12 protein-coding genes are annotated in these 25910 nt (G+C 37.7%); 5 read left to right on the plus strand and 7 right to left on the minus strand.

Translation table 11 applies throughout. From position 1 onward, the window contains the following. The first annotated feature begins 235 nt into the window (after positions 1–235). Positions 236–2101: an ankyrin repeat domain-containing protein gene (locus tag H0U71_07825; protein MBA2654951.1), complete on the plus strand. Its 1866-nt coding sequence runs from the start codon at positions 236–238 to the stop codon at positions 2099–2101. 400 nt (positions 2102–2501) lie between these two features. Here H0U71_07825 and H0U71_07830 read toward each other — a convergent pair whose 3' ends face one another. The 4 genes from H0U71_07830 to H0U71_07845 form a co-directional block, all read right to left on the minus strand. Then, positions 2502–3656 carry a hypothetical protein gene (locus H0U71_07830; GenBank protein ID MBA2654952.1) on the minus strand — a complete coding sequence of 385 codons (1155 nt, stop codon included), beginning with the start codon at positions 3654–3656 and terminating at the stop codon, positions 2502–2504. A 103-nt stretch (positions 3657–3759) separates the two neighbouring features. Then, positions 3760–5184, minus strand: coding sequence for a heavy metal sensor histidine kinase (locus H0U71_07835; GenBank protein ID MBA2654953.1), 1425 nt, complete (start codon positions 5182–5184; stop codon positions 3760–3762). Then, the gene (locus tag H0U71_07840) at positions 5165–5833 is read right to left on the minus strand and encodes a heavy metal response regulator transcription factor (protein MBA2654954.1); all 669 of its coding nucleotides are present in this window, start codon (positions 5831–5833) and stop codon (positions 5165–5167) included. The genes H0U71_07835 and H0U71_07840 overlap by 20 nt, the downstream gene beginning before the upstream one ends. A 182-nt stretch (positions 5834–6015) precedes the next feature. After that, the gene (locus H0U71_07845) at positions 6016–11943 is read right to left on the minus strand and encodes a hypothetical protein (GenBank protein MBA2654955.1); all 5928 of its coding nucleotides are present in this window, start codon (positions 11941–11943) and stop codon (positions 6016–6018) included. Positions 11944–12158: 215 nt separating this feature from the next. Between H0U71_07845 and cfa the strand changes: the two genes are divergently transcribed. Continuing rightward, a complete protein-coding gene (gene cfa, locus H0U71_07850; protein MBA2654956.1) occupies positions 12159–13301 on the plus strand; it encodes a cyclopropane fatty acyl phospholipid synthase in 1143 nt (380 codons plus the stop codon). 2 nt (positions 13302–13303) lie between these two features. Here the strand turns inward: cfa and H0U71_07855 are convergent, their stop codons facing one another. The 3 genes from H0U71_07855 to H0U71_07865 form a co-directional block, all read right to left on the minus strand. Further along, on the minus strand, positions 13304–13573 hold the full coding sequence (locus H0U71_07855; GenBank protein MBA2654957.1) for a hypothetical protein: 270 nt from the start codon (positions 13571–13573) through the stop codon (positions 13304–13306). 14 nt (positions 13574–13587) lie between these two features. Then, positions 13588–14778: a multidrug effflux MFS transporter gene (locus H0U71_07860; GenBank protein ID MBA2654958.1), complete on the minus strand. Its 1191-nt coding sequence runs from the start codon at positions 14776–14778 to the stop codon at positions 13588–13590. Between the two features lie 657 nt (positions 14779–15435). Continuing rightward, positions 15436–20589: a hypothetical protein gene (locus tag H0U71_07865; GenBank protein MBA2654959.1), complete on the minus strand. Its 5154-nt coding sequence runs from the start codon at positions 20587–20589 to the stop codon at positions 15436–15438. Positions 20590–20987: 398 nt separating this feature from the next. Between H0U71_07865 and H0U71_07870 the strand changes: the two genes are divergently transcribed. The 3 genes from H0U71_07870 (at position 20988) to H0U71_07880 (ending at position 25844) form a co-directional block, all read left to right on the plus strand. Next, positions 20988–21509, plus strand: coding sequence for a L,D-transpeptidase (locus tag H0U71_07870; protein ID MBA2654960.1), 522 nt, complete (start codon positions 20988–20990; stop codon positions 21507–21509). Between the two features lie 342 nt (positions 21510–21851). Further along, the gene (locus H0U71_07875) at positions 21852–24272 is read left to right on the plus strand and encodes a protein kinase (protein MBA2654961.1); all 2421 of its coding nucleotides are present in this window, start codon (positions 21852–21854) and stop codon (positions 24270–24272) included. 69 nt (positions 24273–24341) lie between these two features. Next, the gene (locus H0U71_07880) at positions 24342–25844 is read left to right on the plus strand and encodes a hypothetical protein (protein MBA2654962.1); all 1503 of its coding nucleotides are present in this window, start codon (positions 24342–24344) and stop codon (positions 25842–25844) included. Positions 25845–25910: the final 66 nt, after the last annotated feature.

Genomic DNA, 25910 nt, shown 5'->3' on the forward strand with positions numbered 1-25910 from the left:
CGATGCTGGATCCCGCGATCAAGTCGCGGGACGACATGAAGGGTGGGTCGCGGGACGACGTGCCTGACGATCTCGGGACAAGGTGCCTGGCGGTCGCGTGATGAGGGAAGAACTAAGTTGCGCAACGATGGCAAATTGAGCTACGTTTTTATCCTCGCATCCTATCTATTTAAGATTAATTTAATATACAAGTGTTAAGAATATTTCTTAAATTAAATTAATTGTGGGAATAAGAATGACATTTAGCGAAGAATTTAGACCCCTTGTCGAACACCTAACACTACAGCTTTTAACTATAGCAGTTGAAAAGCGAGTAACTATTACAGAAGGTTTTACCTTCGCTAATAATATATTGGGGGTAGATGCCAAGAAGACATTACAGAAACTCGAGCAGCTTCGCAACGATATTGATAACCAAGGATTTACTCTCCCAGAAGATAAGGAGGGGTTAGATGTAAGACTAGAAGAAATAAAAACGCTTTTAAATCTTTCAAAGATGCGTCACAAAGTTAATCAAACAACGCTCAAGAGTATAACCCTTAAATATATCATCAATAATTTTTCCCTTTTCGACTCCCGAGTTCACCTCTTACCTTTAGACCTGCAAGAACTTATAACCGTGAATCAAAATTCTAGCGAGGTCCAAGGTCAACTAATTCCTGAAGTCAAAATAAAAATAAATAGTATACTTCAGGATCACTTGAAATATCTCTTTACATTATTATTGAATCCAAATCCTGGGATTAGGCTAATTGACATTCTATTAGTTAGTGCATGCATCACGGGCGATATGGAAGTAGTGCGCCGGTTAGTTGATCTCGGTGCAAATATTAATATCAAACTTTCTGGGATTTTGCGCGATGTCATACCACTTCATTTAGCCAGTATCTATGGTCACAGTGAAATTGTAACGTTGTTATTAGAATGCGATGTTAATGTAAATACACAGGATCGGCATGGTAACACACCCATGCATATGGCTATTATATGTTGGCAATATTCCGTCATCAGGAATTTGATGAGTGCAAAAAATATCAATTTAGAACTACATAATCTAAACCACCATACTCCTCTTATTATGGCTGCGAATGAAAATAATTGCACCATGGTAAAATTGCTGCTTAAATCGCCCCAACAAAGAAATCAGGCACGTACTCTATTAAGTTTAAAATGGTTGTCTAGAAACGATGCATGGGACATCCTCTGCTTACTCCATAAAGAGAATACTTCTATTCCCAAAGAAAAGAATGAGTCTGACGATAAATTCAGCTCGCTTCATCACGCGATAATGAACAACAATGCGAACATGGTTAAATATATTGTTAGACTACCGCAGGTTAATTGTGATGAGAAAAATTATATTGGTCAAACTCCCTTGGCATTGGCCATAGATATAAAGGCTGACAATGAAATTGTTACTGTTTTAGCAAATTTAACTCAAGAAAACTTTGCCTTCGAAAGGCTTAACCTATTTGAACATGCAATTTTGAGTAAAAATTATGAACTTCTTAGAGTGATTGAAAATCGCGCACCTGAACTTTTACCACCGCAACCGCATAAATATAAAAATAATAAAATTAATTATATCGCACTTCTCCAAACTAAAATTGCTGAGTTTCACGAATGTGACAAAATTTGGGGCAATCAAATAGACAAAGATTTGAAAGAGGCTGTGAGAGCTTTGTTATATTATCTCCAAGGCACGAAGAATAATGATAAATGGTTTGCTAAATTATGTCGCCAGGCTCTGACTCTTTTAGAGTCATCTTTCCCAGAGTATATTAATAAATTAACAGTACTGCATAAAATTGTTACAGATAATCTTCCGCGTGGTGAGCTTAAAAAGGAAGCAGAAGCATTTTCTAAAGTAATACAATTTGCAATTTATAAATGTAAACTTATTGAAATACTCATTGATATCGATTCCAATACAGAAGAGTGGCCTGAGATTGCGTCTTTGATTAGTCCCGCTGATTTAAGCATAGTCGAGCAGGAGCGAATATTAGCTATAACTGCCTCACTCCAAACTAAAGATAATAAAATAGAGGATCAAGAACCCTCGAGCAATGAGGATCTCAATAATAACAATAGAAAGATGTAACCTCGAGAAGAACAAATCCTCTAAGTAAGAAAATACAGAGCATTAATGATTTAAATTATAAACCAGATAAGTGGCACGCTGAATAAACAAATCTTATCAATACGAAATGCCAATTCATTTGAGTTTGCGTCTACCAAACGCATAACATATACATTTTCAAAAAGTATGAACAGCAACACGACATAATTAATTATCATAAAAGTGTCGACATAGGTTAAATAACCTAAGGGAGGCAATAAGGAGGGCATTATCTTAATATAAAACCTCTGCGCTCTACCATTATTGTTTAGAGCCAACCGTTACACACCGTCCCCTACGCATCCACAGCTACTGCCAATGTAGCCTGGATGTAAGCGAAGCGAAATCCAGGAAACCCAAATACGTATGCAACACACCGCCTTCACCCTGTAGCCACCTTTATACTAAGAATAGAACTTTCGTCTGCTTCCAATGTCTTTATAGAAGAGTGATGATTTGGTGGCTCCGGCTGATATCGAACCTTGGAAAATAAAGTGTATGTAGGCACAATGAAAGTCTGTGGACCGGTATCCACTATATGCTCTATATTTTTCAAGCTATGTAATAATTCTTGTTCGTATTTGCATTCTTCTTGTAATTTTTCACAGATTTTCGTTTTATCGTTAATTAATTTTTTTCGTTCAGATAATCTTTTGGAATTTTGGTAGGTTTTGTAACCATAATACGCTCCATAACCAAGGGACAAAGTAAGGGCTATGCTAATTACAATTGGCCCTCCGAGGATAGCGGCCACCCCTCCTAAACCAACTCCCACGAGCATATAATGACTGCAAACAAAAAAACTTCCGAAAATAACGGCCGACAGTGTAAGCCCTTCAACACTTGCTTTGATAGCTTTAGATTTTGTATTACTGGCTCTAATTTCAGGCTCATCATAGATCGGCAAGCTAGGATATTTTATTTTTAGTTTCATATCCCGATTAGAAAGGAGTGTTGTGAGTAAAGCAGACACTAGCTGCTTATTCCGAAATACAACATTTAACTGATTTGGATCATATAGCAGAGTATCTGCGTCTATTCCCTCTTGCATCAAGATAGCCTCCAAATCCTTGGCTTTGTCAGTTTCCTTTGCCAGTGTTAATATTTTGTCCAGAACAAGTCGAGCTCTTCGCACAAAATTTTCTTTTCTTCTCTGAAGTACTTCATGATAAATGAGCTCCTGACATAAAACAGAGGTGAATCGTTGAATAAATTTATCCTGTAGTTTCTTAGTCTTGTTAATATTTTTCCAGGATAAAGCAACTCCTAGCGCGAGAGCTGACAAACAAATAATGCCAATCAAACCCGTCATAACCATAAAACTAACACTGGTTATGTATATAATTGACCAAAATATATCAAGGGCAACACTAGCGCTCAGTATTCCTTGTGAAACCGGTAACAATAATTGAGAAGTATCAGTAATATTTTTTTTAAATAATTGCGCCTCTTTAACCGCTGCTAATATTTTTGCATCAAACCTATTGCTTTCAGCCATATTTATCAGCGTTTTAGTAGAAAATTCTTTAAGTAGCATATCCTGAGCCTCTGATTAGATTATTAATCCAGGATATCTTATGAAGTTGTCACCAAGATGACTGCAAAGTGACAAAAATGTCATTTAGCATTGCGGGGAGAGGTTAATTATGAGGAAAGATAAGTTTTACAGAAGTCCCCTCTCCTAGCGCGCTAGTGATTTGAAGACTGCCACCATGTAATTCCATAATAGAACTTACGATTGAAAGACCTAAACCCAGACCGTGTGCGTAAGTGTCATCATGTTTAATTCGATAAAAGCGATCGCAAATGTAAGGAAGGTGTTCTTTTCCAATGCCAATACCATTATCTCTAACATTAATATAAATATTACTATCGTCCTTGGTACAATTAAGTGTAATTTTGCCCTTATGAGACGTGTAGCGAATGGCATTAGAAATCAAATTATTCAGAACACGACGCAACAAATTAGGTTCGGCTAATACTTCTTCGTCACCTTCAACAAGAAGGGTGATTTCATTTTCTTGTAGCAGTGGTTCAAAATTTTCAGCGATTTTTTCAAATTCATTAACCAATGCAATCTTTTGACAAATTAATTTAATTGAAGGATTTTCTGTACGAGCTAAAAATAATATATTTTCAATCATGCGTGAGATACGGTGATATTCTTCTATACTCGATGCAATAACTTCTTCATATTCATTAGCGGGGCGTGGTCTGGAAAGCGTAATTTCTGCTTCACCCATCAAGTTATTAATGGGCGTTCGTAATTCATGCGCCAGCTCTTTTGAAAATAAAGATAATCTTTTGAAAGCATTTTCGATTCGTTGCAACATATTATTAAGTGCAGAGACGAGTTTGAGTAATTCTTTTGGGCAATGATTAAGTGTTATTGAATTTAATTGGGAAATACTAATACGTTCAGCATAGTGAGTAATTTCATTTAAAAACCGCATACCTTTTCTAGCGATAAAAATACCCAGCAGAGTGGCACCGACTATTCCTAAAAATAAGACGAAAAACAAATTGCGCTGGTAAGTCGCGATGATTTTTTGTTGTGGGGTGATATCGAGAGCAACCTCAATTAATTTTATCGAATTGGTATCGCCCACCTTTGCAAGGGCAGAAATAAGTAAGTAAGTATTGTTATTATTTGCTGTAATGGTGTACGTTTCTTCCGGATCTTCAGTGGCTTTAGCAGGTGACGGAAATTCAACATCACTAAAAATTGATCGCATGCCTTCGGTCATTGCACTCACCTGATTGGTCTTAGGGTCAACGATGCGCGCATAATAGTGATATTCGGAGGCCTCTAGTTCTTCAGGTACCCATTCTAATTCTTGAGACAGTAATGCTGAATTATTCTGATGTTTATATAGAATATTTCGTAATACGCGAATTTCATCCTTAACAAATTTTTCATTAGCGTTACCGAGAGTGTCTGTTAGCGCCCAATACGCATACAAACTTATCATCGATAACATAATGCAAGAAGTGACAGCGTATAAAATACTCAAGCGTGCAGCAATAGATATTCTTTTAAAAAAATTAACGTATTTCGAGAACATACCCAGCGCCGCGTACTGTGTGAATAAGTTTTTTATCAAAAGGATCATCTACTTTACGTCTTAGACGTTTAATTGTGACATCTACGATATTAGTATCACTATCAAAATTGCTATCCCAGACTTGCTCTGCAATAAGCATACGTGAAAGTAACTCACCTTGTCGTCGCATTAGTAAAGAAAGCAGGGTGAATTCCTTTGCAGTAAGATCTATGCGTTGGCCTTCACGGGTGACTTTTTGACGTAGCAAATCCATTTCTAAATTTTCGATTTTTAAGACTTCAATAGGTCGATTTAAACCACGACGCAGCAAAGTTCTAACCCGCGCTAATAACTCCGAAAAGGCAAAAGGCTTCACCAAGTAATCGTCAGCTCCCAACTCGAGACCTTGAACTCTTTCGTTCACTTCATCGCATGCAGTAAGAAAGAGAATCGGAATTTCGCTCAATTCACGAATTTTTTTAATGACCCCCCAGCCATCGATTTTAGGCATCATCACATCCAAAATGATTAAATCGTAACTGCTGTTAATGGCTTGAAATAAACCTTCTTGTCCGTCCGGGGCCGTGTCAATAGTAAAGCCATATTCACTAAGACCTTTAGCAAGAAAGGTGCGAGTTTTAGGTTCATCTTCAATAATTAAAATTTTCATATCGGGCAATTGATTACATAATTTTGAGTTAAATAATATTAAATTTTATCATATTTCAGCGGTTTATTAAATAAATTTTGCCAAGTATCTCGTGCTGATACGGCTAGGGTCGAATGCCTTTGCAGGAAAATTAATATCAAATTTCGTTTGATAATTATTGATTGACGCCGTATTAGAGACGATCAATGTTTAAGACCCAGCGTTGGACCATCCTCTGTTTTACTTAATATGTGTCGTTCTCCATTCGAGTATAAAGACATATCCCTTACTTTCTTAATCTCACTAAAGTGCCGCCTAGGAATATTCACACCCACTCGTTGTAAAATAAATTGTGGAAATTTGTTTACAGGTTTATAAGCCACTACCACTCTCGCAAGAAATACCCCCTGGCCAGCGATGCAAAGTATAGGTGATCTTTTTATGACTGTTTCAACAGTAAGACCATCCTGATTCAGGGGTATGCGCTCCCTCATGAGAATAGCCGCTTCTAGACGAGATAGTTTTGCAAGTTCTTCACAAAAAACTTCGCTAGCAATTTTACTTGTTGCATTCTCATCATCGGTATACTCATCTTTAAAACCTCTCTGATGCACTGTACCAATGACATAGTCTTCTAAGAGATCAATAGCTCTCTTACTCATTCGCGCAATACAATTGCTTTTCACATTTTCAACAAGCTCATGAGCACCAGGATGCTTAAGAATGTCATTTAATTCGTTATGAGTGAGCTCATTATTAGTATAAGGATTAACGAGTGCTCTAGATTGAAGATACGCATAATTTATCCAAAATATATTTAAAGCGTACCCTGATCGAATGACGATTAGATTAGATAATGGAATATCTTCTACTGTCATCTTAATATCAAGTGTCGCGACATTATTATTATTCTGCGTTATGTCACTCGTAAAAACTTGCATTTTCTTAGCAATAGAGTCTGGAAATGCATTCGTTCTTAGTGCCGTAAAATGATTCGGCATGAGCAAATCGTGCGTATAAACTTTCCCCCCTTGTTTTTGATAATATTGAGAGAGTATTTTAGCAATAGCAATGCATTCTTGATCAGCATAACCGGGATTTTCGCGTAAATAAGGATTGGTGACAGCAGTGTGCTTCCCTTTGCGGACCATTAGTCGCCAACGTTTATCAAGAAACGCTCTTAAATAAGACATATCCCAATCATCCAGATAATCCCCACTTTCATGTCGCCGTTTAAGTTTAACTAAATGTTGATCTAAATCCGTCTCAAAAAAACCAAATGTCATCAAAACTGGACGCTGCAATGCCACACGCGGCAGTACTGCATTATTATTATCTTCATCTTGTTCCAACTCATCCTCTTTAACTTCTATTTGATAAGATTTTAATAACTCTGTCTTAACCTCTGTTATATTCCATACTTTAGGTTTAGTTAATTTTCCGGGACCACTCTCTTCATGTGCTTTTTTGTTTCTTATTTTCAATTCGGCAAAGAGTTTAATATCGAAATCCCTCTTTGATAAAACAGGTAGCGCTGATTCTACGGACGAAATAGGTTTGTTCTGTTTTGCAGAATTTTTGTTAGAATCTATTTTTTGCCCATGGAGTAGTTGCGTTAGTTGAGTAAAGGTGTAAGGACTAGGCGTGTGTATCTGATTGGACAGATCGACCGAACGTAATAAAGCTGCTGCAACCTGAGAAATCAAATCAGTTTTTAAATACATATTTAATTGTTCTTCACGAGTAGAAGGTAGCTCCTTTTTGAGAAAATCTATATCTTCTTGTCTTACAGAGTCGGATGCATAACTATTATTAGCAACAGTAATGAGCGCCTGTATTAATCGAGGAGGACTTGTGAGAAAAGGTAAAAAAGTGTGATGACAATACCAATACGATATAATTTCACTCAGTAGTTGAAATGAAAGCTTTTGGTTATATGTATCAGGCAACTTTTTCGCCACATCCATAATAATAAGCTGCGAATCAATTTTGGTTAATGAGTCAGGTATGGCAGAGATCATTTTATCAATATCTTTATCTACTCCCATAGCTACTTCAGAAGTTAGAATTGCCTCGGTATGAATACCAAATATACTGCAGAAGGTCGGTCGCACCAGTCCAGCCACTGTTCCCGGGATAACATCGCCCTCATCATAGCCACTTTTTTTATAAACAGCTCTACAGACCATCTTTAATTCATTTGCAAACCTATCGCGTAGGAGTGCAAATTTTGTTTCAAATTCATTGAATAGAGGTATTGCTAAAAATTGAGAGGAAATGAAACTTAAATCATTTAATTTATTTTCTATAACATTATTCACATTAATGCAGCGCTTTGCTTCTAATTCTTTTAATACAGCTACAGTCGCATCCATCATTGTTAACATTTGTGTCACTTCAGACAAATGGTTATAAACTTTGGACAAATATTTGCTATTGAAATGCTGGCAGAATCGCTTGCCTGTCTCACTCCACCCCCATAATTGAGAAATAGGATCAAAGAATACTAAGGATGGGACAAAGGCTTGTTCTACCGCGTTTTGATTCAAGCGTGCCAGGTTAAATATTTCCTCCATAATATTAGACTGCATATTTATGAGTGAAACAGTGTGTGAATAGGTTAGAACATCCGTATTTTCCTCAATCACCATTGTCGCAATTTGATCAAAATGAAAATCACGGGTGTGAACGAAAATGGAGGCGGTGTGATGTTGCAATTCAGCAAAAATATAATTCCGACCCAAGGCATGTTTATAATCATTGACAGTGATACTTTTAACACAGCCAAATTCTGAAATGTAGGGGGTATAATCTATACAGATAGTTAATTCATTATCGGCCGAGAGTAATTGATCAATATCGACCAGGGGACGGTCAACCACATCTTTCAAAAAATGAGTTACTGCCACAAAATCTTTCACTTGTTCTTTTGCTTTAATGGGAAGTAACGCTAAAAGCGCTTGATAAAGACTGCTTTCTATTTGAGGTATCAGCCAGCTTCCCAACACTGAACTGATTTCATCCCTGCTAATAATATTAGGCATAGCCTGCAGAGGCAGATATATTTTAGGTGATGGGGGTATGAAATGTTGACTAGCCTCATCAAAATACAATAATAAATCGCGCAAGTGGCTTTCGTTAAAGTTAATCGCCTGTTTTACATACGCGAGTGTTACGGAGAGCACCGTTTCAGCAACGAAACTAACATGAGAAAAAATAATATTTTTCAATTTTGCTAAATCATGTATTTTTAAATAACGTATCGATTGAGTTATTTGTGCAGGCTTACACTTGTTTCTATAATCCTGAAAAAAATCTATATTATAATCCAATTGTTGCTGCAACAAACTTGCCAGCTCATTGATGTCAACTGGATTTCCTGAAATTAATGTCGTTAAATATTTAAAACAATTATTACTTATTACATCGATAATCACGCCTCGATGAAGATCGGTTAGCTTTTGCCGAACAGCCTCCCCCGCCTTAAGTAATAATTTATCATTAATCATAATTTGATCATGCGGAGATAATTTTTTGAAAATACTTTGGTGACGCTCTAAAAACTCAGAAACGATATGTTGCGCGTTTAAATCTGATCTGTTGGGCAGTTGATTAAGGATTTGCATTTGCAAAGAAGCTTCTAGTGCTTCCGGGATATGATCTTTTAATAATACAGTCTGTACATCTTCCATAAGACTGTGAAGATTTTTTTGGTGCGCAGAAGTAAATTGCTCCAGTTGACTCAATTCAATTTTTGATTTAGCAAATGCCTCTAGCTGTTCGAAGTGCGAAAATTGCAAATTTTTCTTATATTGGATAATAATGCTGTTAATCAGATTTCGCCCTACCTCATCGCTAAGCAACAATGATTGAATTGCTGAAATATTAGTATTTCTTTCATCGTGCAACGTCTGTCTATCCACCTGTAATAAATAATTGTAGCTTTCATCGAATTTTTCGACGGGATCTAAGATGGATAATGGCATCGAATCGAGATAACCTGGGCGAATATAATGCGAAATAAAATTAAGACGACTCAAATGTTGTTCCCACTTATTACGATTCAAATTGGAATTTGTTTCGATTACACCTGAATAAACAAATGTTTCGGTGTAAGGATTTACTCCATGGGGATAGCCTGTCAAAGTTAATAGCGAGCTATCCATCCGCAAACAATCTTGATCATCTATTATTAATAAAGGAAGTGATTTTTTAGAGGCTTCGAACACATCAGTTAATGTTTGAGCAGCATTTGGCCCACAGTCTCTTTCTCGCAGCATTTGAGTAACAGCTGGATCCATAAAATTACACCCGGGTAAGATGTCTTCAAAAATCCGCATTAATTTATTATGCGTGTCACTCTTGGTATCGATATGTAAATTATCTTGGACTTCTTTTGGGTACACATGGGGTGACGGATCTACCGTTATCACAAAAATTTTACCGCCCCGGTTTGTATAAATAAAAAATGGCAGATAGTGATTACCATCAATATTAAAAATACCAAAAAATATAATGGGTTTATCGAATAATTGCACATTGGGGTCATTAAGCAAAGCCGGCAAGTCTTTTTTCAATTGCCTATAGCGATAATAATTTGGATCTTGATTTTTACTTGGCTCAAGTAGCATATACGAATTAGCTTGAATTTGATAAAAATAATAAGGACTACTTCTGTTTAACCTACTCATATCAAACTCTTGTGAATCAACACAATTTATGATTTGATCGCTAAAAGCCACTCTGATCCATTGTTCCACTGCTGCGATAGTCGTATCATCATACTGGAATAATTGAGTTTTAGTGAGGCTTTCCTCTCCTAAGACATTCTTGCCTGGAACACGTGAATCTTTGGGTAATATTAATTTTGTTTTTAATTCACATCTTTTAGCATTCACGGTGTTTATAGCGACTTCATCCCCAGCGATTAGTTTTTGCATAAGTACAAAATCCAGACGATGCCCATTGAAATGCTCAGCTCCATAAAGATTTACAACGACATCAGCAATAAGTAATGGATTATGTCGCCAAAATAGAAATATTAACTCTTGACGTTTAATATTTTTATAACATTTTTCATCCATTAGCATGTTGAGCAAAGCTTCATCATCCTGCTCAAAAATAATTTTCTTATATCCTTCGGTATATTCACTGCAAATATCTGCCAGATGTGTTTTCCAAGGAGTGAATGTCAATTCCTTACTACCAATTAGCACTTGAAATGACGGAGTGGTCATATAACGGTAAATATCATCTGCACTCATAGTATCAATTAATTGAAACAGACCATTGATCGCATCAGCTCGAATTTTTTTCGTATCTTTTGGTTTATCTTTTTGCACTATTTGTCTATAAGTGGTAGCAAGCGGTGTACCGTTGCTATCCGTTAAAGGCGTCGAATCAGGCGTTCCCCTAGGCACTCTCTTTTTAATTTCCGTAAATGAGCCATCTTGATTTTCTCGAATTGCAATAGTTGCATAGATGAATTCACCATATTCATCCGTTAGTTCATTACCATAACCATCTTTTAAAGGCTGACCGTATTTATCAAAGCGACAACCAATAGACTGATCGTTGGGTTGGATGCTGTAATAATAGGTATTGCCCGACTTATACGTATAAAAATTTTCTCTTGCGTATTGCGTTAATTTAGCAGCAAGATTCTCAATAAGAATTTTTTCATCGATAGTGTTGCCTAATAAAAACTGCAGATATTGGTTGGAGTTTTTCACTCTTCTGTTGTTGTTATTGTTGTTATTACTATGATTGATATCACCGCTACAATATTTTAATCGCAGCGTATTTTTTTCTTGCTCCCACCAACCACGAATTTGGGGATGTCGACTAAGCGCATGATCGTGTACAAATAAATCAATTAAAACTTTTTTGGGAATTATTTTCTTTTCATAAAGCGCACACATTACCCCACCCAGATCATCCTTGGGATAATTACCCACAATTTCTTGTATTTTTTTTTGCCCTTCCTCGCTTATGTCCACCGAATTCAGCTGAAAAAGCACATTAGCAAGCAGCGCAGAATGAAATGAGGGTTGCTCATCTGAGAAATTTTTGGTTGAGACAGGAAAATTGGAAGGGCATTCAGTTGTTTTTTCATTATAGTCTTTCAACACGTTTCTGCTCCTGAAAAATTTAAGATGATTACAGACAATTATTTCGCTATATCAAAGCCATAAAAAATAAATAAAGGAAGACGGAGACTATGTGGGATGAGTTTGGTCATCGCGGCAATCCTTAAACGAGGATTAGGGATGGACCAGTATAATTTGAGGGATCCCTTGTGGCAAGTGATGTTTGTTGCATGCTAAAATTGTAATAGCAATGAAATATCGATGATTTCGTTTATAAGGAGGTAGCCGTGTCCCGAGCTGAGTTTATAGTTAAAAGCCTTCTCGATACAGCGGACGTGAAGATTAACGGCACAAGACCGTGGGATATTCAGTTACATGATCGGCGGTTTTATGATGTAGTACTTCACAAAAAAGCACTTGGATTAGGTGAAACCTATATGGCCGGTTGGTGGGATTGCCAACAGCTTGATCATTGTGTGGAGCGCCTTTTCCAATCTAATCTGGAAGCTACATTTAAACTCCGACCCAAATTATGGCTACAAGTACTCACTCACTGTATATTCAATTTTCAAAACAAACACCGTGCCCCTATCGTCGCCAAACAACACTATGATTTTGGTAACGATTTGTTTCAGTGCATGCTCGATGATAACTTGGTCTATAGTTGCGCTTACTGGAAAAATGCCGATAATCTTAATCAAGCTCAACTCAATAAATTAGATTTGGTTTGTAGAAAATTACAGTTATCTCCAGGAATGCGTTTATTGGATATTGGCTGTGGCTGGGGGAGTTTAGCTAAATATGCTGCTGAAAATTATGGTGTAGAAGTGGTAGGAATAACACTTTCGCAAGAACAAGTGGAGCTTGCCCGCATAAATTGTGCAAATATACCTATAGACATTAAGCTCCAAGATTATCGTGATATTTCCGGACAGTTTGATCGCATAGCCTCCATTGGAATGTTTGAACATGTTGGACATAAGAACTATGGGCACTTCATGAAAACGATTAAAAAGACATTAGCCCCAGAGGGTCTTTTTTTACTCCATACCATGGGCAGCAATTATACTGTCTTCACTAACAATGATTGGTTAGAAAAATATATTTTCCCCAATGGCATGCTACCTTCTATCAAACAAATTGGTGCTGCCTCAGAGCTCAAATTAACCCTGGAAGATTGGCACAATTTGGGCACTAATTATCACCCCACTCTAATGAGCTGGCACCATAACTTTAATAGTCACTGGGATGATTTAAAAAATAAGTATGGTGAACAATTTCGCCGCATGTGGAATTTTTATTTGTTGAGTTGCGCCGGAAGCGCTAAAGCCAGAGGTTTCCAGGTATGGCAGATGGTGTTTTCTAATGCGGGTAAGGGAGATTATCATTCACAACGATAATCTTATTTTCGGAGCTGATCATTATCATTTACAAAAATCGGGGCAGCGAAATATTCCCATTGAGAGCGCCTGCCTAATGATTGCTGCTCCCCATTCTCAAAGCGTATAATAAAATCGCCTGCGCTATTCCAGCCAAAATCCGCCACATGAACATATTGCATATGGAGTACTTGGCCATGGCCCCGTTCCTTCGCAGTTATAAATAATGTGCCTGCAAAGCTGGGTGTAACCAGTAGTAGCAACATTAGCAATAATAAACATTTACTCTTCATAGGGAGATTATAACTCATTTCTGATGAGCGGCTGGTTGCATAATCCCAAAAAAAATACAGAAGCAGAGCGCTAGAAGCATAAGATAAGCGAAGGTTAGTGGCAGTATGCTATTGGATTTCAATAAGGTAGCAAGAGCAGAACTGACGCCGGCAATAACAAAAATAGCGGAGCCAAACAACGCATTGGCACTGCCAGTGGCTTTGGGAAATAGAGCCAGACTATGCGCGAAGTAATTAGGAAATAAGATTCCTGCCACCCAAAAGAGAAAGAAGGTAGGAATAGTCACAGAGTAAAGATTAAATGTGGTTAATGCTAAAACTAACATCAACACCACAATAAGAGTCATTAATAGGAGACACACTTTTGTTTTTATGCGCAGGTTGATGTGTAGCAAGAAGCGGTTGCTCATCGTTCCCATAAACCATGCCACCCCCATTAAAAGTGCTACCCTGCCAAACTCAATGGCTGAATAACCCATCACAACTTGAATTAAGAACGGCCCCACAATGCCAAAAATTATGACAAAGGAATACAAAACACCATTCATTAATAAGCCCGCGACAAATTGCCTGGAAAATATTATTTTTTTATAGCGCTTCAAAATCTCGGCGATATGAAACGAATGTCTATAGGCACTCGTTTCTGGCATATAGATGAGTACCAGTAGAAACATGACCACGCTATAAAGCGTCAAAAAGTAAAAATTGGACTGCCAACCAAAATAATGCTGGAAATAACCACCGATGGCGGGAGCAATAATGGGTCCAATTGACCAAGCAATCGTCATGTAGTTCAGCATTTTTAATAATTCATGGCCAGTAAATAAATCTAAAATGACAGAGCGCATCGGTACAATTACTACAGCGATACTCCCCCCTTGAATCAAGCGAAATAACAGCAACTGGTAAATATCTTTCGAAAAAGGAACCCAAAAAGAAGCGACGATAAAAAGTGCCATGGCAATCAAAAAAGGCTTTTTACGACCAAAACTATCGGAAAGACTGCCCCCAAACAACTGCACCAACCCCAGACCCAACATATAAGTAGTGACCGACAATTGAACCAACGCTTTATCAACGCCGTAATACTCGCTCACTGCAGGCAAGGAAGGGACATAAATATCAATGCCCAAACCGGAAAGTGGCAGAACCAGCATGGCTAAAATGGCATAGAAGCGGCGATTTTTGGCGAGAGTGTCCTGCACGTTAAATCCTAGCTTAGTGAATCAAAATTGTTATAGGGGATAAGTTTACCTTTTACGGCGGGGAAAATCGACAGATCCGTCTTTTTCCAAGGGGAGAAGTTAACATCCTCTCCTATTACCCGTTATCGCCTAGGAAGAATAATCCGGTTAACTGAAAAACTCGCTGATGTTGTGGAGAGTATTATCAAATTACTCACAAAAAAATATATCTCTACTATAATAACAGAGCCTATTTTTCTAAAGGAGAAATTTAATGAAAAGGATAATTAAGTCATCAGCACTTACTTTCATCTTACTAGTAACATCTTTCATGTTTGCTCAAAGTTCTTTTGCGCATGGATACCATGGTTATGGACATCATGGTAAATATTTCAGTACTGCTTCTTGTTCTTATGACAGATGCAATAACCGATATGTGAAAACAGTTGTGGTATATAAAAACTACTATCGTTGTTTCAAAGGTTATTGCTGTGTGAACGGTTGCCCTAAATATTATACTTATGGCAAACGTTATTGCTACCCAGTTAAAAGCGTGAATTATTACTATTGCGCTAAACCTTGCAACCCTTGCTGCAATCCTTGCAAAACCTGTTGCAACTAGTATTAGTTAGCAATATTGAAATGCCCTGGTTATGCCAGGGCATTTTTTATTGGAGATTAAATTAGAGGTGCGGGTTGAGGTTCATTAGTATATTTTAATTGCTCAAGAAACCATCCGATGGTCTCTGGGGTAGTGTCGGTTCCAACTAGATAGCCTGGAAGTGCTTCCTCCTTCATATCCAGAAGATCTGCAATACTTTTTTTATTATATTGAACTGGAAATGGGCAATAACGTTTTACGAGGAATTCTTTCATATTTTTGAGAGAAATCTCTTTGCCCATCCCCTTTAAATACGCTTCTCCGATTGCAACATACTCTGTCATGAAATCTGAAAAATTCATAGGTTGTAAATTCATTTCCCTGGCTGCATCTTCAAATAGCGCACCAGTTTTTCCTTCTATACATGCCGTAATAGGAGGGTTTAACATATTAAAAAAACGTTCTAACTTCTTGGCGTCTCGGTACTTTGAAAATACATCGATTAATTGTACAACCAATTCAGTAAAATGCTTCTGAACTTTCTCCCACGTTACAAATTCCTCATATTCCAAATGGATTGCACAATACTGCTCACCAGCGGGGGGCAGGGGTGGAAACCAGCACCTCCGCTGTTCATGAGCTCTTTTGAAATCAAAGTCTCTGTCTGGATGGTTATTATTTTCTATAATGTATGAAATAATCGCTTTAGTGGTTTGAATGACTTGATTACTGCTTTCGTAGGCAGTCCCAATATCTTCTTTGTAGTGCTCCAAAGCTGACTCAATGACTTGTAGTGACTCATTTAGGTCAGCAGGGTTAGGAATTAGAAAGTTTGGTGGAGCAAAAGTTTGTGTCGAATTCAGAGCCGCAATGATCTGCGAGGTATGGCTTTTCACATTTCGTGTGGAGGATGAATCCCTTTTTACTCGATCTGCCATGATTACTTTTAAAGTGAGACGCACCTCATGAGATACCTCCTTATTAGGATCAACATCTTTCGGGAGGAACTTTAGTAAACGGTCAATATCCTGTAACGTTTGAGGCATCCCTTCAGGTTTAAACCATCGGCCCGCGGCAAAAAGCCGACTAAATCCTGAATGCCAGGTTCGCCAAATTTCTACGGTTTGATGCAGCATCGCATAGGTTAGAGGTTTGCCTTGGTAACTTTTGAGAGCCTCATCAATACTCTTCTTAAGAGAATAATCTTTAAGCTGTTTGCGCAATTGGCTGTCAACTCGTTCGATCAGTTCTGGATTGCGTTGAAGTTTAGCTATTGCTTCAGCAACAAGGTTGGCAGCCTCTGCAGGGCCTTGGTTATCTTTAAGAATAAAATATGTACAGTAATTTAATGCTCTTGACCCAAGTTTTTGGAAAAACCCTTTACTCCCATGCCAGGTTAGCAAGGTGGCAACTTGAGCACTGGTGAATGTGACTCGCTGATTGACCTTGCGCTCATAGTTAGTGACTATGTTCTTGAACGCCTCTTTTGCGTTACCTTCGGGCATTTTTTGCAAGCGATTTTGTAATGAGGTTAATTTAGCCTGCTGGGTCATGCATAAGGCATGGTCTCGAAGGGCAGTTCGTGCCACTTGTGGATCCCTCTGAGCGGCTGCAAAGAGTTTTTCCTTATATACTTTCTCATTAATATCCTTCAGGATTTTGGCCACTGGATGAGCCGCTTTAAAAAATGGAAGGTTCAAATGACTATAAAAATCTTCATCTTCAAGGTGCTGTTCCAAAACTGTTTTTATTTTCTCTTTAGTTAATAGCTTATAGTCACTCTGCGCAAAGGACCCGCTTAATAAAAGGGCCGCCCCCACAGGATCTCTTGAAATCTTCTCCAACACGTTATCTTTAAAATTACTTCGTTCTAATTGGTTGGTAAAGCTAATATCTTGGATTTGTAAATCCATTATTTTAAGGCATTCTTGAGGTTTAAGGCCTTCAGCTTCATTCTCTCTAAATAATATATTTCGCTTCCATGATGGATCATTGCAAAGAAAATAGTCTAAAATCTCCGAACGTTCCTGATATGTGAGTAGATTTTTATGCTTTGCATCTAATAAAAGATCTAACGAAAACTTTTCATCACTTCCATATAATTTTTTTCTAGTTGCATCCTGCGGAAATACTAAAAGAGTAAAAGCTCCCCTTAACAGTGGTTTCAAGTTTTGTTTGCAGAGAGTAACCACTAGCTCTTTAAATTTTTTGTTGGATTTCACACTGTTATCAATTTTGCCATTAAGTTGCCCAATAAGCCTTGCCTGTTCGGAAGCGTGATAAGAAGCTATAGGCTCACTGACAAGGATCTCTTGAATAATTTCGCGGCTTAATAATGGAAATAGCTTAGTCAGTGCACTTCCCTCTTCTAAGCTTTTCACTCTCAAAATGGTGACACATGCTGGATCTTTGAAAACATTATTAATGAATGTAATCCCCTCATCTGCTGTTTTCACCCAATTTGCGAAGGCTTCAAATTCTCCAAACTCTGTCACTAGCTTTGCTTGCTCCTGCAAAGTCGGCGCTGCATTTATTCTTTTTATAAAAAACTCTAAGCTTAGCTTCATTCTTTCTTCTTTATCATTTCCCTTCTTTCTTTCTTCTTTATCATTTCTTAATGCTAGGCAAATTGCTGTAATTTGTTCAGGTGACAAATAAGCATTGCCCACTTCAACAGCAAATTTATTTAGTATATAGACGGCACACTGGCTGCTCGTAATTAAGCTGTCAGATATTTGTAAGAGTTTATCCGCTATAAACCCAGGATTATCTTTGTTAATGGCATCAAGGATCTGTTTGTGGTCTGCTTTTTTTTGTGCCATGAAGATTTCAGCGGCTTCTTCAGTAGATAAGATTTTACTTAACTCAGGAGAAGTTAGTAATTTCATACTTTCTAGTTTTGCAAAATCACTTTCCCACTCAATTCCCTCTAAAGGATATTTGTATGGAGGAAACAAAAGTGTATTAAGATTATTGCCGAATTCTTGTCGAAGTGTTGGGTATTCCTCTCCATCAGAGAACACGCTAAACGGAATGTTTTTAGAGAGCACGTTAGACAGAGTTTCTTTAAAGAGCCTTGTAAATACAATTTGACGAAACCTCGGTTCACGTGTTTGCGGGGACTTATCGTTATCGAGAGAGGATAGGATATAAGTTTTAAGTTTGTTGAGCAGTTCTCTTTGTTCAAGGTCAGAAGAGTTCTTCCAGATATCAGCGGTAAATTCATCCTTTTCTTGAAACCCACAGTCGGAAATCCAAGTTAAGGCTGAATTTAACATTTCCTTTTCTTCTGAGAGCAAGGTAAACAAAATTTCACGAAACCAAGGTTGGCGTATTAACTGCATGTTTTTATGTTGACTGCGATAAAATAATGTATGGATATAATTTTTAATTGCGCAGAGTAACAGCCTCTGTTCTGAGACAGAACTATTTCCCCATATCTCAGGCAAGCACGCTATATGTTTAAGCGTAGATTCAGATAACCAGGGCAAGACGAATTCCAAAATTTTCTCTTCTTTTGGGATAGTTACATCTTGGATTACTGCCTGAAGTAAATCTTGACCTGTTTCCGAAGCTATAAATTCGGGAAAATGTATATAAGTAGAAAAGACTTTAATTAAGTCCCATTTTTCTGCTGCGGATGTGGCTGTTGCTATATAAGCACCAATAGCGCGGGCAGTTAGAGTATCTTTAAAGTATTTTTCTGCACCCCAGCGCTCCAGCAATTTCATAACCATCTGTTTAGGAAGGGTGAATTCGTCGTTGCGCTTATCTACATGCGCATTTAAGCACGGCGCAGCAAGTGACTTATTCTTAGAAAGAATTTCGGTGAATACCGTGTGTTTTTTAGCGAAATTACTAAATGATTGTGACTCAATAGAATTAAGCATCATACTAAAAATTTCATTGTCAGAAAGTAAGTTAAAGTAGGCGGGGGTACTCAATATCATCAAAAATACCGGGATGGCATCCACTTTCCTCTCTGCAATCCACTCATTTATCGCGTTATGGCGGTCACGAAGCGCCTTTGCTGAAGCAGAATTTTCATCTTTTAAACATTCAAACAAGAATTTAACCAATTCATCGTCCATCGCATAAGGCATACGTCTCTGTTTATCTAATTTTAGCAATATTTCTGTTTTTTCTTTAAGTGAAAAGTCTAATGCTTGAATCAAGTCATCCAATGATCCCTGCCTGGGCTTCGTCTCTTCCAAAAATGTTTTGAGTGATAAAAAAGCATTGAAATTTGTAAATAATTCAAAGAAAATCTTTTTAACTCGGGAATCTTTTAGATTCAAACTAAAAAGATAGTTATCCCTAAACGTCTTAGGAAGTTTATTCCAATAATATCTACTTTGATAGTCAACACACATTTGAAGGAAAATTTTGGCTTTCTCTACCGATTCTAAAATTTTTGCTTCCTCTACCTTTCCCTCTAGAGAAGGCGGTGAAGCCAATGACATATTTTGAGTGCTTATCTGATTGTCAAAATCAACAAAATATTGCTTAAGCTGGGTATGTGCGTGATCATTAAATTGAGAGTAGTCCTCTATTATGTAATAGTTATTTTGACTGAGAGAGTCTTTATTAATAAGAACATTATCCTGATAAATCTCTTTTTCGTTATCTGGTAAAAAACACGGATGCTCTCCTGAGAAACCTACAAAAGTTCCATCTTCGCCATCCGGTAGTTCTAGTCGAGTCAAAAAAGTAAGTCCAAATTTTTCAGATAATGTAGGATTTTTTAGCTGACATATTATTTTTCCCTGTTTGGAGTCAAAAGTGAACGTACTGAGATTGTGATCGTCCACATATGTTTTAATTTCTCTTAAACTGGAAAAATGTGTTTCATTATTAGAGGGCTGAATCAAACCAAGTTTTTTAAAAAATTTGTCAATAGAAGCATCAACTTTTTCATTATTATTATCATCATCTGGTAAGTGCTCAATTTGCTGCTTTTTAAGAGAGTCTGTATCAATTAAGCAGTCGGAAATCCAAACGTGACTTTCACCATCCATTTGAAATACGGGAACCTCATTCTCAAAGCCCATAACAGTTGCTTTATTACCATTTGATAATTTTACACGACTCAAAAAATGTAGACCCAGCTTCTTCGACGCACCCGCGTCGGATAGTTCGCACGTTATCTTCTTACCAGCACTTGTCTCTACCTGGATAGAATTAATATTTTGCGCTCTAGTAAAATTTTGGATATCGCTTTTAGTTAACATACAAGTCATCGCTTACCGGTTAATTCAATTACTTCTATGATAAGTCATGCAGATTAAGACAACCTTAACTTCCCCAATAAATCCAGCACAATTTCTTTATACAAGACATAAACTTAGCTCCATTCACCCATCGTTTCATAATTTGATCAGTGAGATCCTGCATCCCGCAATCAAGTTGGGGGACGACGTAATGAGCATGGCGAAACTAGGCTACCCCCAGTGTATCGGAACAGGACATCGGTAACACTCTAAAACCTAAAAAAGTTTAAATCCTTCGAAGAAGACTCAAAGCTCCAAGCCACTCATTATACAGAAATTTTAGCCAAAAAATGATTATACTTACTATGAAGTATAAAGGAATAATAAACTTAGGGAGAAGAAACGAAGAGGAGAAGCCGTTGAAAAAAACTCTATCTGTTTTAGTGAAAATGAGTCTATTTTTATCTGCCAGCAGCTTAGCAATTCCACTGGACGCCGCCCAATCAAAGCATCCTAAACATCATAAGTCGTCTGTTTCCGCGAGTATTCCTGCTGAAGGAAGAAAAGTCTTCATCTTTAATCCCCGATCCCTTAATTGGTCTATTTATGGAGCCAATGGCAAATTGGTCCGAAGTGGCAAGGCTGTCGGTGGCAAAGGATATTGTCCTGATGTTAAAAGGGCTTGTCGTACGCCTGTTGGAGCTTATGCAATTTATCATAAAGAGGGGCCGCATTTTATTTCTAGCAAATACCCCTTGCCCAGAGGAGGCGCCTCTATGCCGTGGGCTATGTTCTTTTATAAAGGATTTGCGATTCACGGGTCTAATGAAATGCCGGGACATCACGCTAGCCATGGCTGCATTCGCGTTTATCCTAATGATGCAAGGTGGATGAGCGGGACATTGCCAGTAGGTACTAAGGTAGTAGTGAAGTCTTATTAAGTTTGCCGGATCTGCATTTCTGTATCCCGCGCACCACCCTCAGTCGTGCCGCGGATTGGCGGACGGGGGCCCCGTGCACCTTAAAAAAAAACCAGAACTTCATGGCAATCGCATCAAACTGAATAAGCCCTGGATTTTCGCTACGCTACATCCAGGCTACAACACCCTCAACGTAGCCTGGATGTAGCGTAGCGAAATCCAGGGAATTCCAGCCTCATGTTTGTCAAGGGGGTTCTTGATGCAGTTACCATGCCAGAACTTTTAATATTTCAAACCAATAATTTATCCTTAAGGTTGGCACTTTATAATGAACAAATCATAAATATACCTAAGTGAGCAGCCGTGCAAATAGCTAATGAAGTCATTCAACGCGAATTAGACCCTACAAATTTAATTGACACCGATCAAGATTTGATGCTCGAATTTTTAAAGAATGGGCAAACTCAACTCTATATAAAAGATGAAATAAAAGGGCTTAGACGGCTTATCAAGAGTGAACAGTTTGAGAAGCATGCGCCCCAAGAGGTAAAGCAATTAGCCACCACTATTTTGAACAGTTTTCTTGAATTAAAAAAATTAATTGTGGTGAAAGGCGAACTGTTAAATTCAGGGCAATCCCTTATTGACTTATGTAATAAATTTATTGAGTTAATTGATGTTAAGGACTTCTCACAAATTGAACAATCGATAGTTGATCTATCTGTTGAAATTGCAGCTTTTGAGCAAAAACTTAACCTAAGCCAAAAACAACTCCCCTACGTCAATTACACTAAGCTCCAGCCTGGACATAGTTATCCACTCTTTTTAGAAAGTGAGCCAGATCAAGAACAATGTTATGAGGTTACAATTTCCAATTATTGGCTATTTCTAAGACATAGAGCAGAAGCAGGGGATCTCGCCGTTGCCTATGAAATTGAGGAACCCTCACTTAAACCCATTGGTGAAGGCGCCTTCGCCACGGTGACCGAGCTAAAAGGAAAACTTAGCTATGATTATCCCTGCCTAAGATTCAGAGAGTATGGAAGGGTTTCAGACATACATACAGACGACGATATATATGCTTTAAAAAGCACTCTGGATACTGCCAATGATCCCGATAAGAGCCCTGAAAAGGGTCCTGATATTATTTCCAAAGAGTGGGATATTACCCAACATATCCCTCATATGCATGCTAAACGCCCTAACATCGGCAGCAAACATGGCCGCATGGTGATGAAATATATACCGGAGATAGATTTATATAATTATTTGGAGGGGAAGAATTTAGTACTTCCAGCCTCTTTTATCCCGGATATATTTGTAAAATTATTGCGCGCTTATAAATCACAATTATACGATAATAATGTCATTCACCGGGATCTTAAAACTGAAAATATTCGTTTAACAATAAAAGAGTCAGCTGCAGGTCAAGCTATCCCGAGTCAATTCACGGTTATCGATTTCAACCTAAGTCAGCTGAAGGGGAAGCCTCGCTTTGAAACCAGTGGAACACCTTTTCTTCTTCCACCAGAGATATTTCAAAAACGGGCTCAAACGGCTGCTTCGGATATTTATACCTTAGGCTTAATTTTTATAGAAATAATCTGCAATAATTCATACCGTGAGCGATGTGCTAGGATTTTTATAGCGATGGCTAAAAAGGTCCAGTCTTATTTTGAAACCAACATCCCCAACCTCGCTGAGCTAGAAAAAGTGCTAACAACACATAGAAAGTCCTTAGAGAACTTAGCAAAGGAGGGTCTTCAGAAAAGTGGCTTACCCCTCCAAATCCAAAATAAAATTCTGAGGCAAATCAGATTCATGATTGGAATCAATCCTGATGGCCGGCCTAAAATTGATACATTAATTGACAGTTTTGAACATATCCACTCTTCATATCTCTTAAAGAAAGACGATACAGAGGAGGAGGATAACCACTTAAAAGAAGTGATTGAAGGCCTCCACCAAATAGAACTCGACACTGAACACAAAAATCTACTTCCGAAAAGACCGGATAATTTAGCAAGTCTCAGAGATACTCTTATCAATGGCTGTTCTACTATAAAAGAAGGTGAGCCTTTAAAAGTATTCTTGTCGAGATTAGGCATTGCTTCTCTAGAAAATATTGATACCCATGACGCATTATCGCTGCATGTTGACACCATCATTAACAATTTCGTTGAAAAAATGGATCAATTGACAAAATTAGATCTACTTATTGCAGAATTACAGTTAAATAATTGCATAGAGGATAAAACAGAAATCAGTTTAATTGAAACTGAATTAGCCCGGGTTTTTAACAAGCATCACAAATACCCAGTTACTTTAAATAACCTGGTAAGTTTAACTGTGCGTGTAGAAAGAAGATTAGATGGGCTGAAAGAGAAAATAACCTGGTTAAAGACGCTGCCAAACGTGACCAAAGGTATTGATTTAGAAACAAATTTTGGTCCTCAAATAAAGGCACAACACACCGCTCTTCGAGAAAAGCTTTATGCCGTCATTGAATCGTATGTCATTAAAAGCGATACCTCATATAATCATTTTTTCGCCCGACACGCTTTTTCACCTATTCGAAAAGCCGAGATCAATAAAATAATTGATATTTTAAATGATAATTATTTGCCAGAGACGATCCTTGCTAAGGTACAAGACGTAGTCAAAGCTATTGATTCAGGATTTTTCCCATTCAGTAAAAGCACGCTAAAAGATAATCTGCAAAAAGTAATCGACGAATTCCAGATTCCATTGGCCGAAAACCACCCAGAAGGCTTAGTCTCTTAACGCACCGGACATCTGCTATCGTTTAAAAAAACATGGTATAGTAAATGATCTTACTAACGGGTGATCCTTATGAATACGAAACAGCCATTTCATTCTGAAACTCCGCTTGACCAAATTGTAGCCTATTTGACAACCACAACGGGTGTCTCTAATGGGAAAGAACAGCTGGACAAATATTTACAGGATAAAACAGAAAGCGCACTGTTCCACCTTTTTGAAGGTTTGAATAATTCTGAACACCCTGAAATAGAAGCAATTATTGACCATATCGATGAACAGAATAAGTGGGCTCAGTTCACTGACTATTTTAATGATATTTTCCTTATCGCCTATACTGAATTGTTTGATGACAAGGGCGAGTTGCGACAAAAAATTATCAAAGCAATAAATACGCATTATTCTGACCGGAATATCTATGAAGAATTACTCAAACAAGGTAAGGAATATATTTACCGCGGCATCCTAATTGCCTACTTCGAAAAGATGTGTTTAAACGTTTGCCAATACTACCTCACTAAATCAGTTAAGGCAGGTCAAATAGATTTTCCTCTCGCTATCAATGAGTCTCTCATGCCCACTAATCCACACATTGCAAATATTAGCTTTAAAGAAATCCAAAGTTTACTATCACGCTATACTGAAATTCGAGAAACTCTCTATCCACTTTTTACAGAACTAATGGTTCAAGTCTCTATGGAAGATTACCCTCAAACGCTTCTTGATTTGTTAGAGGAATTGAAACCTCTTTTTCACAGCACCTCAATCTATATTCTTCCCTATCAAATTATTCAATGTGAAAATCTAATCAATCAAATTCGAAAAGATTTTCCGGATTTTGATTTCGGTAAATTTGGACAAACCCTTGATAATGCGCATGAATATGCTCTTAAAATTCCGCATAAGGATCATAACACCAACACCAACAAAGCCTTTCACGACAACATAGAAAAAACTAATTTACATGTTGAATTAAAACAGCTCGATTTAGATTTGGCTAAAGAAATTTATGATTGGCAAGAAAGATTAACTATTTACAAACTAATGGTAAGACCATCTGATATGACTAATCCTAATAGTGGATTGATTACGAGTCTAGAAGAAGGCATTCAAAAATTAAACGAAGATATAGATGAAATCCATAAAAAAAACAAGTCTCGTAGCATCACCCTTGAGCAAGTCCTCGAGATAAAATTACAGGTAATGGTAGACACCATTGCAGTAAGTACATCTGAAATCTTAATGCAAGAATCTGATTTAGCTTATCGCAGTGGAGATGATCCTACTGCTGAAGATAAGCTAACTGGCCTAAGAGAGTTTAGACGTGTTTTGCAGAACCAACAAACAGCAATTCAGAAAAAATTAGAGTGTAAAGGTCCGCTTACGCGAGACGATATTACTAATGCAATAACTCCCATTTCTAATAAGAAAACTGCGGTTAAGACTTCAGTAGCGTCACATAGTTTTTGGCTGTTTCGATTATTAGAAAAAATGGGGTTTCATATAGCTACTCGAAGTGAAAAAATAATTCAGTCTGCTGAAAACCGTTTATCCATCGCTAAAGTGCATCGTTGATACCCAGCTTTCATCCAGCCACCACTCCCAACGTCGTCCCGCGATTTGAATCGCGGGACTTACCGT

This window comes from Gammaproteobacteria bacterium (assembly GCA_013697705.1).
Lineage (GTDB): Bacteria > Pseudomonadota > Gammaproteobacteria > UBA6002 > UBA6002 > UBA6002.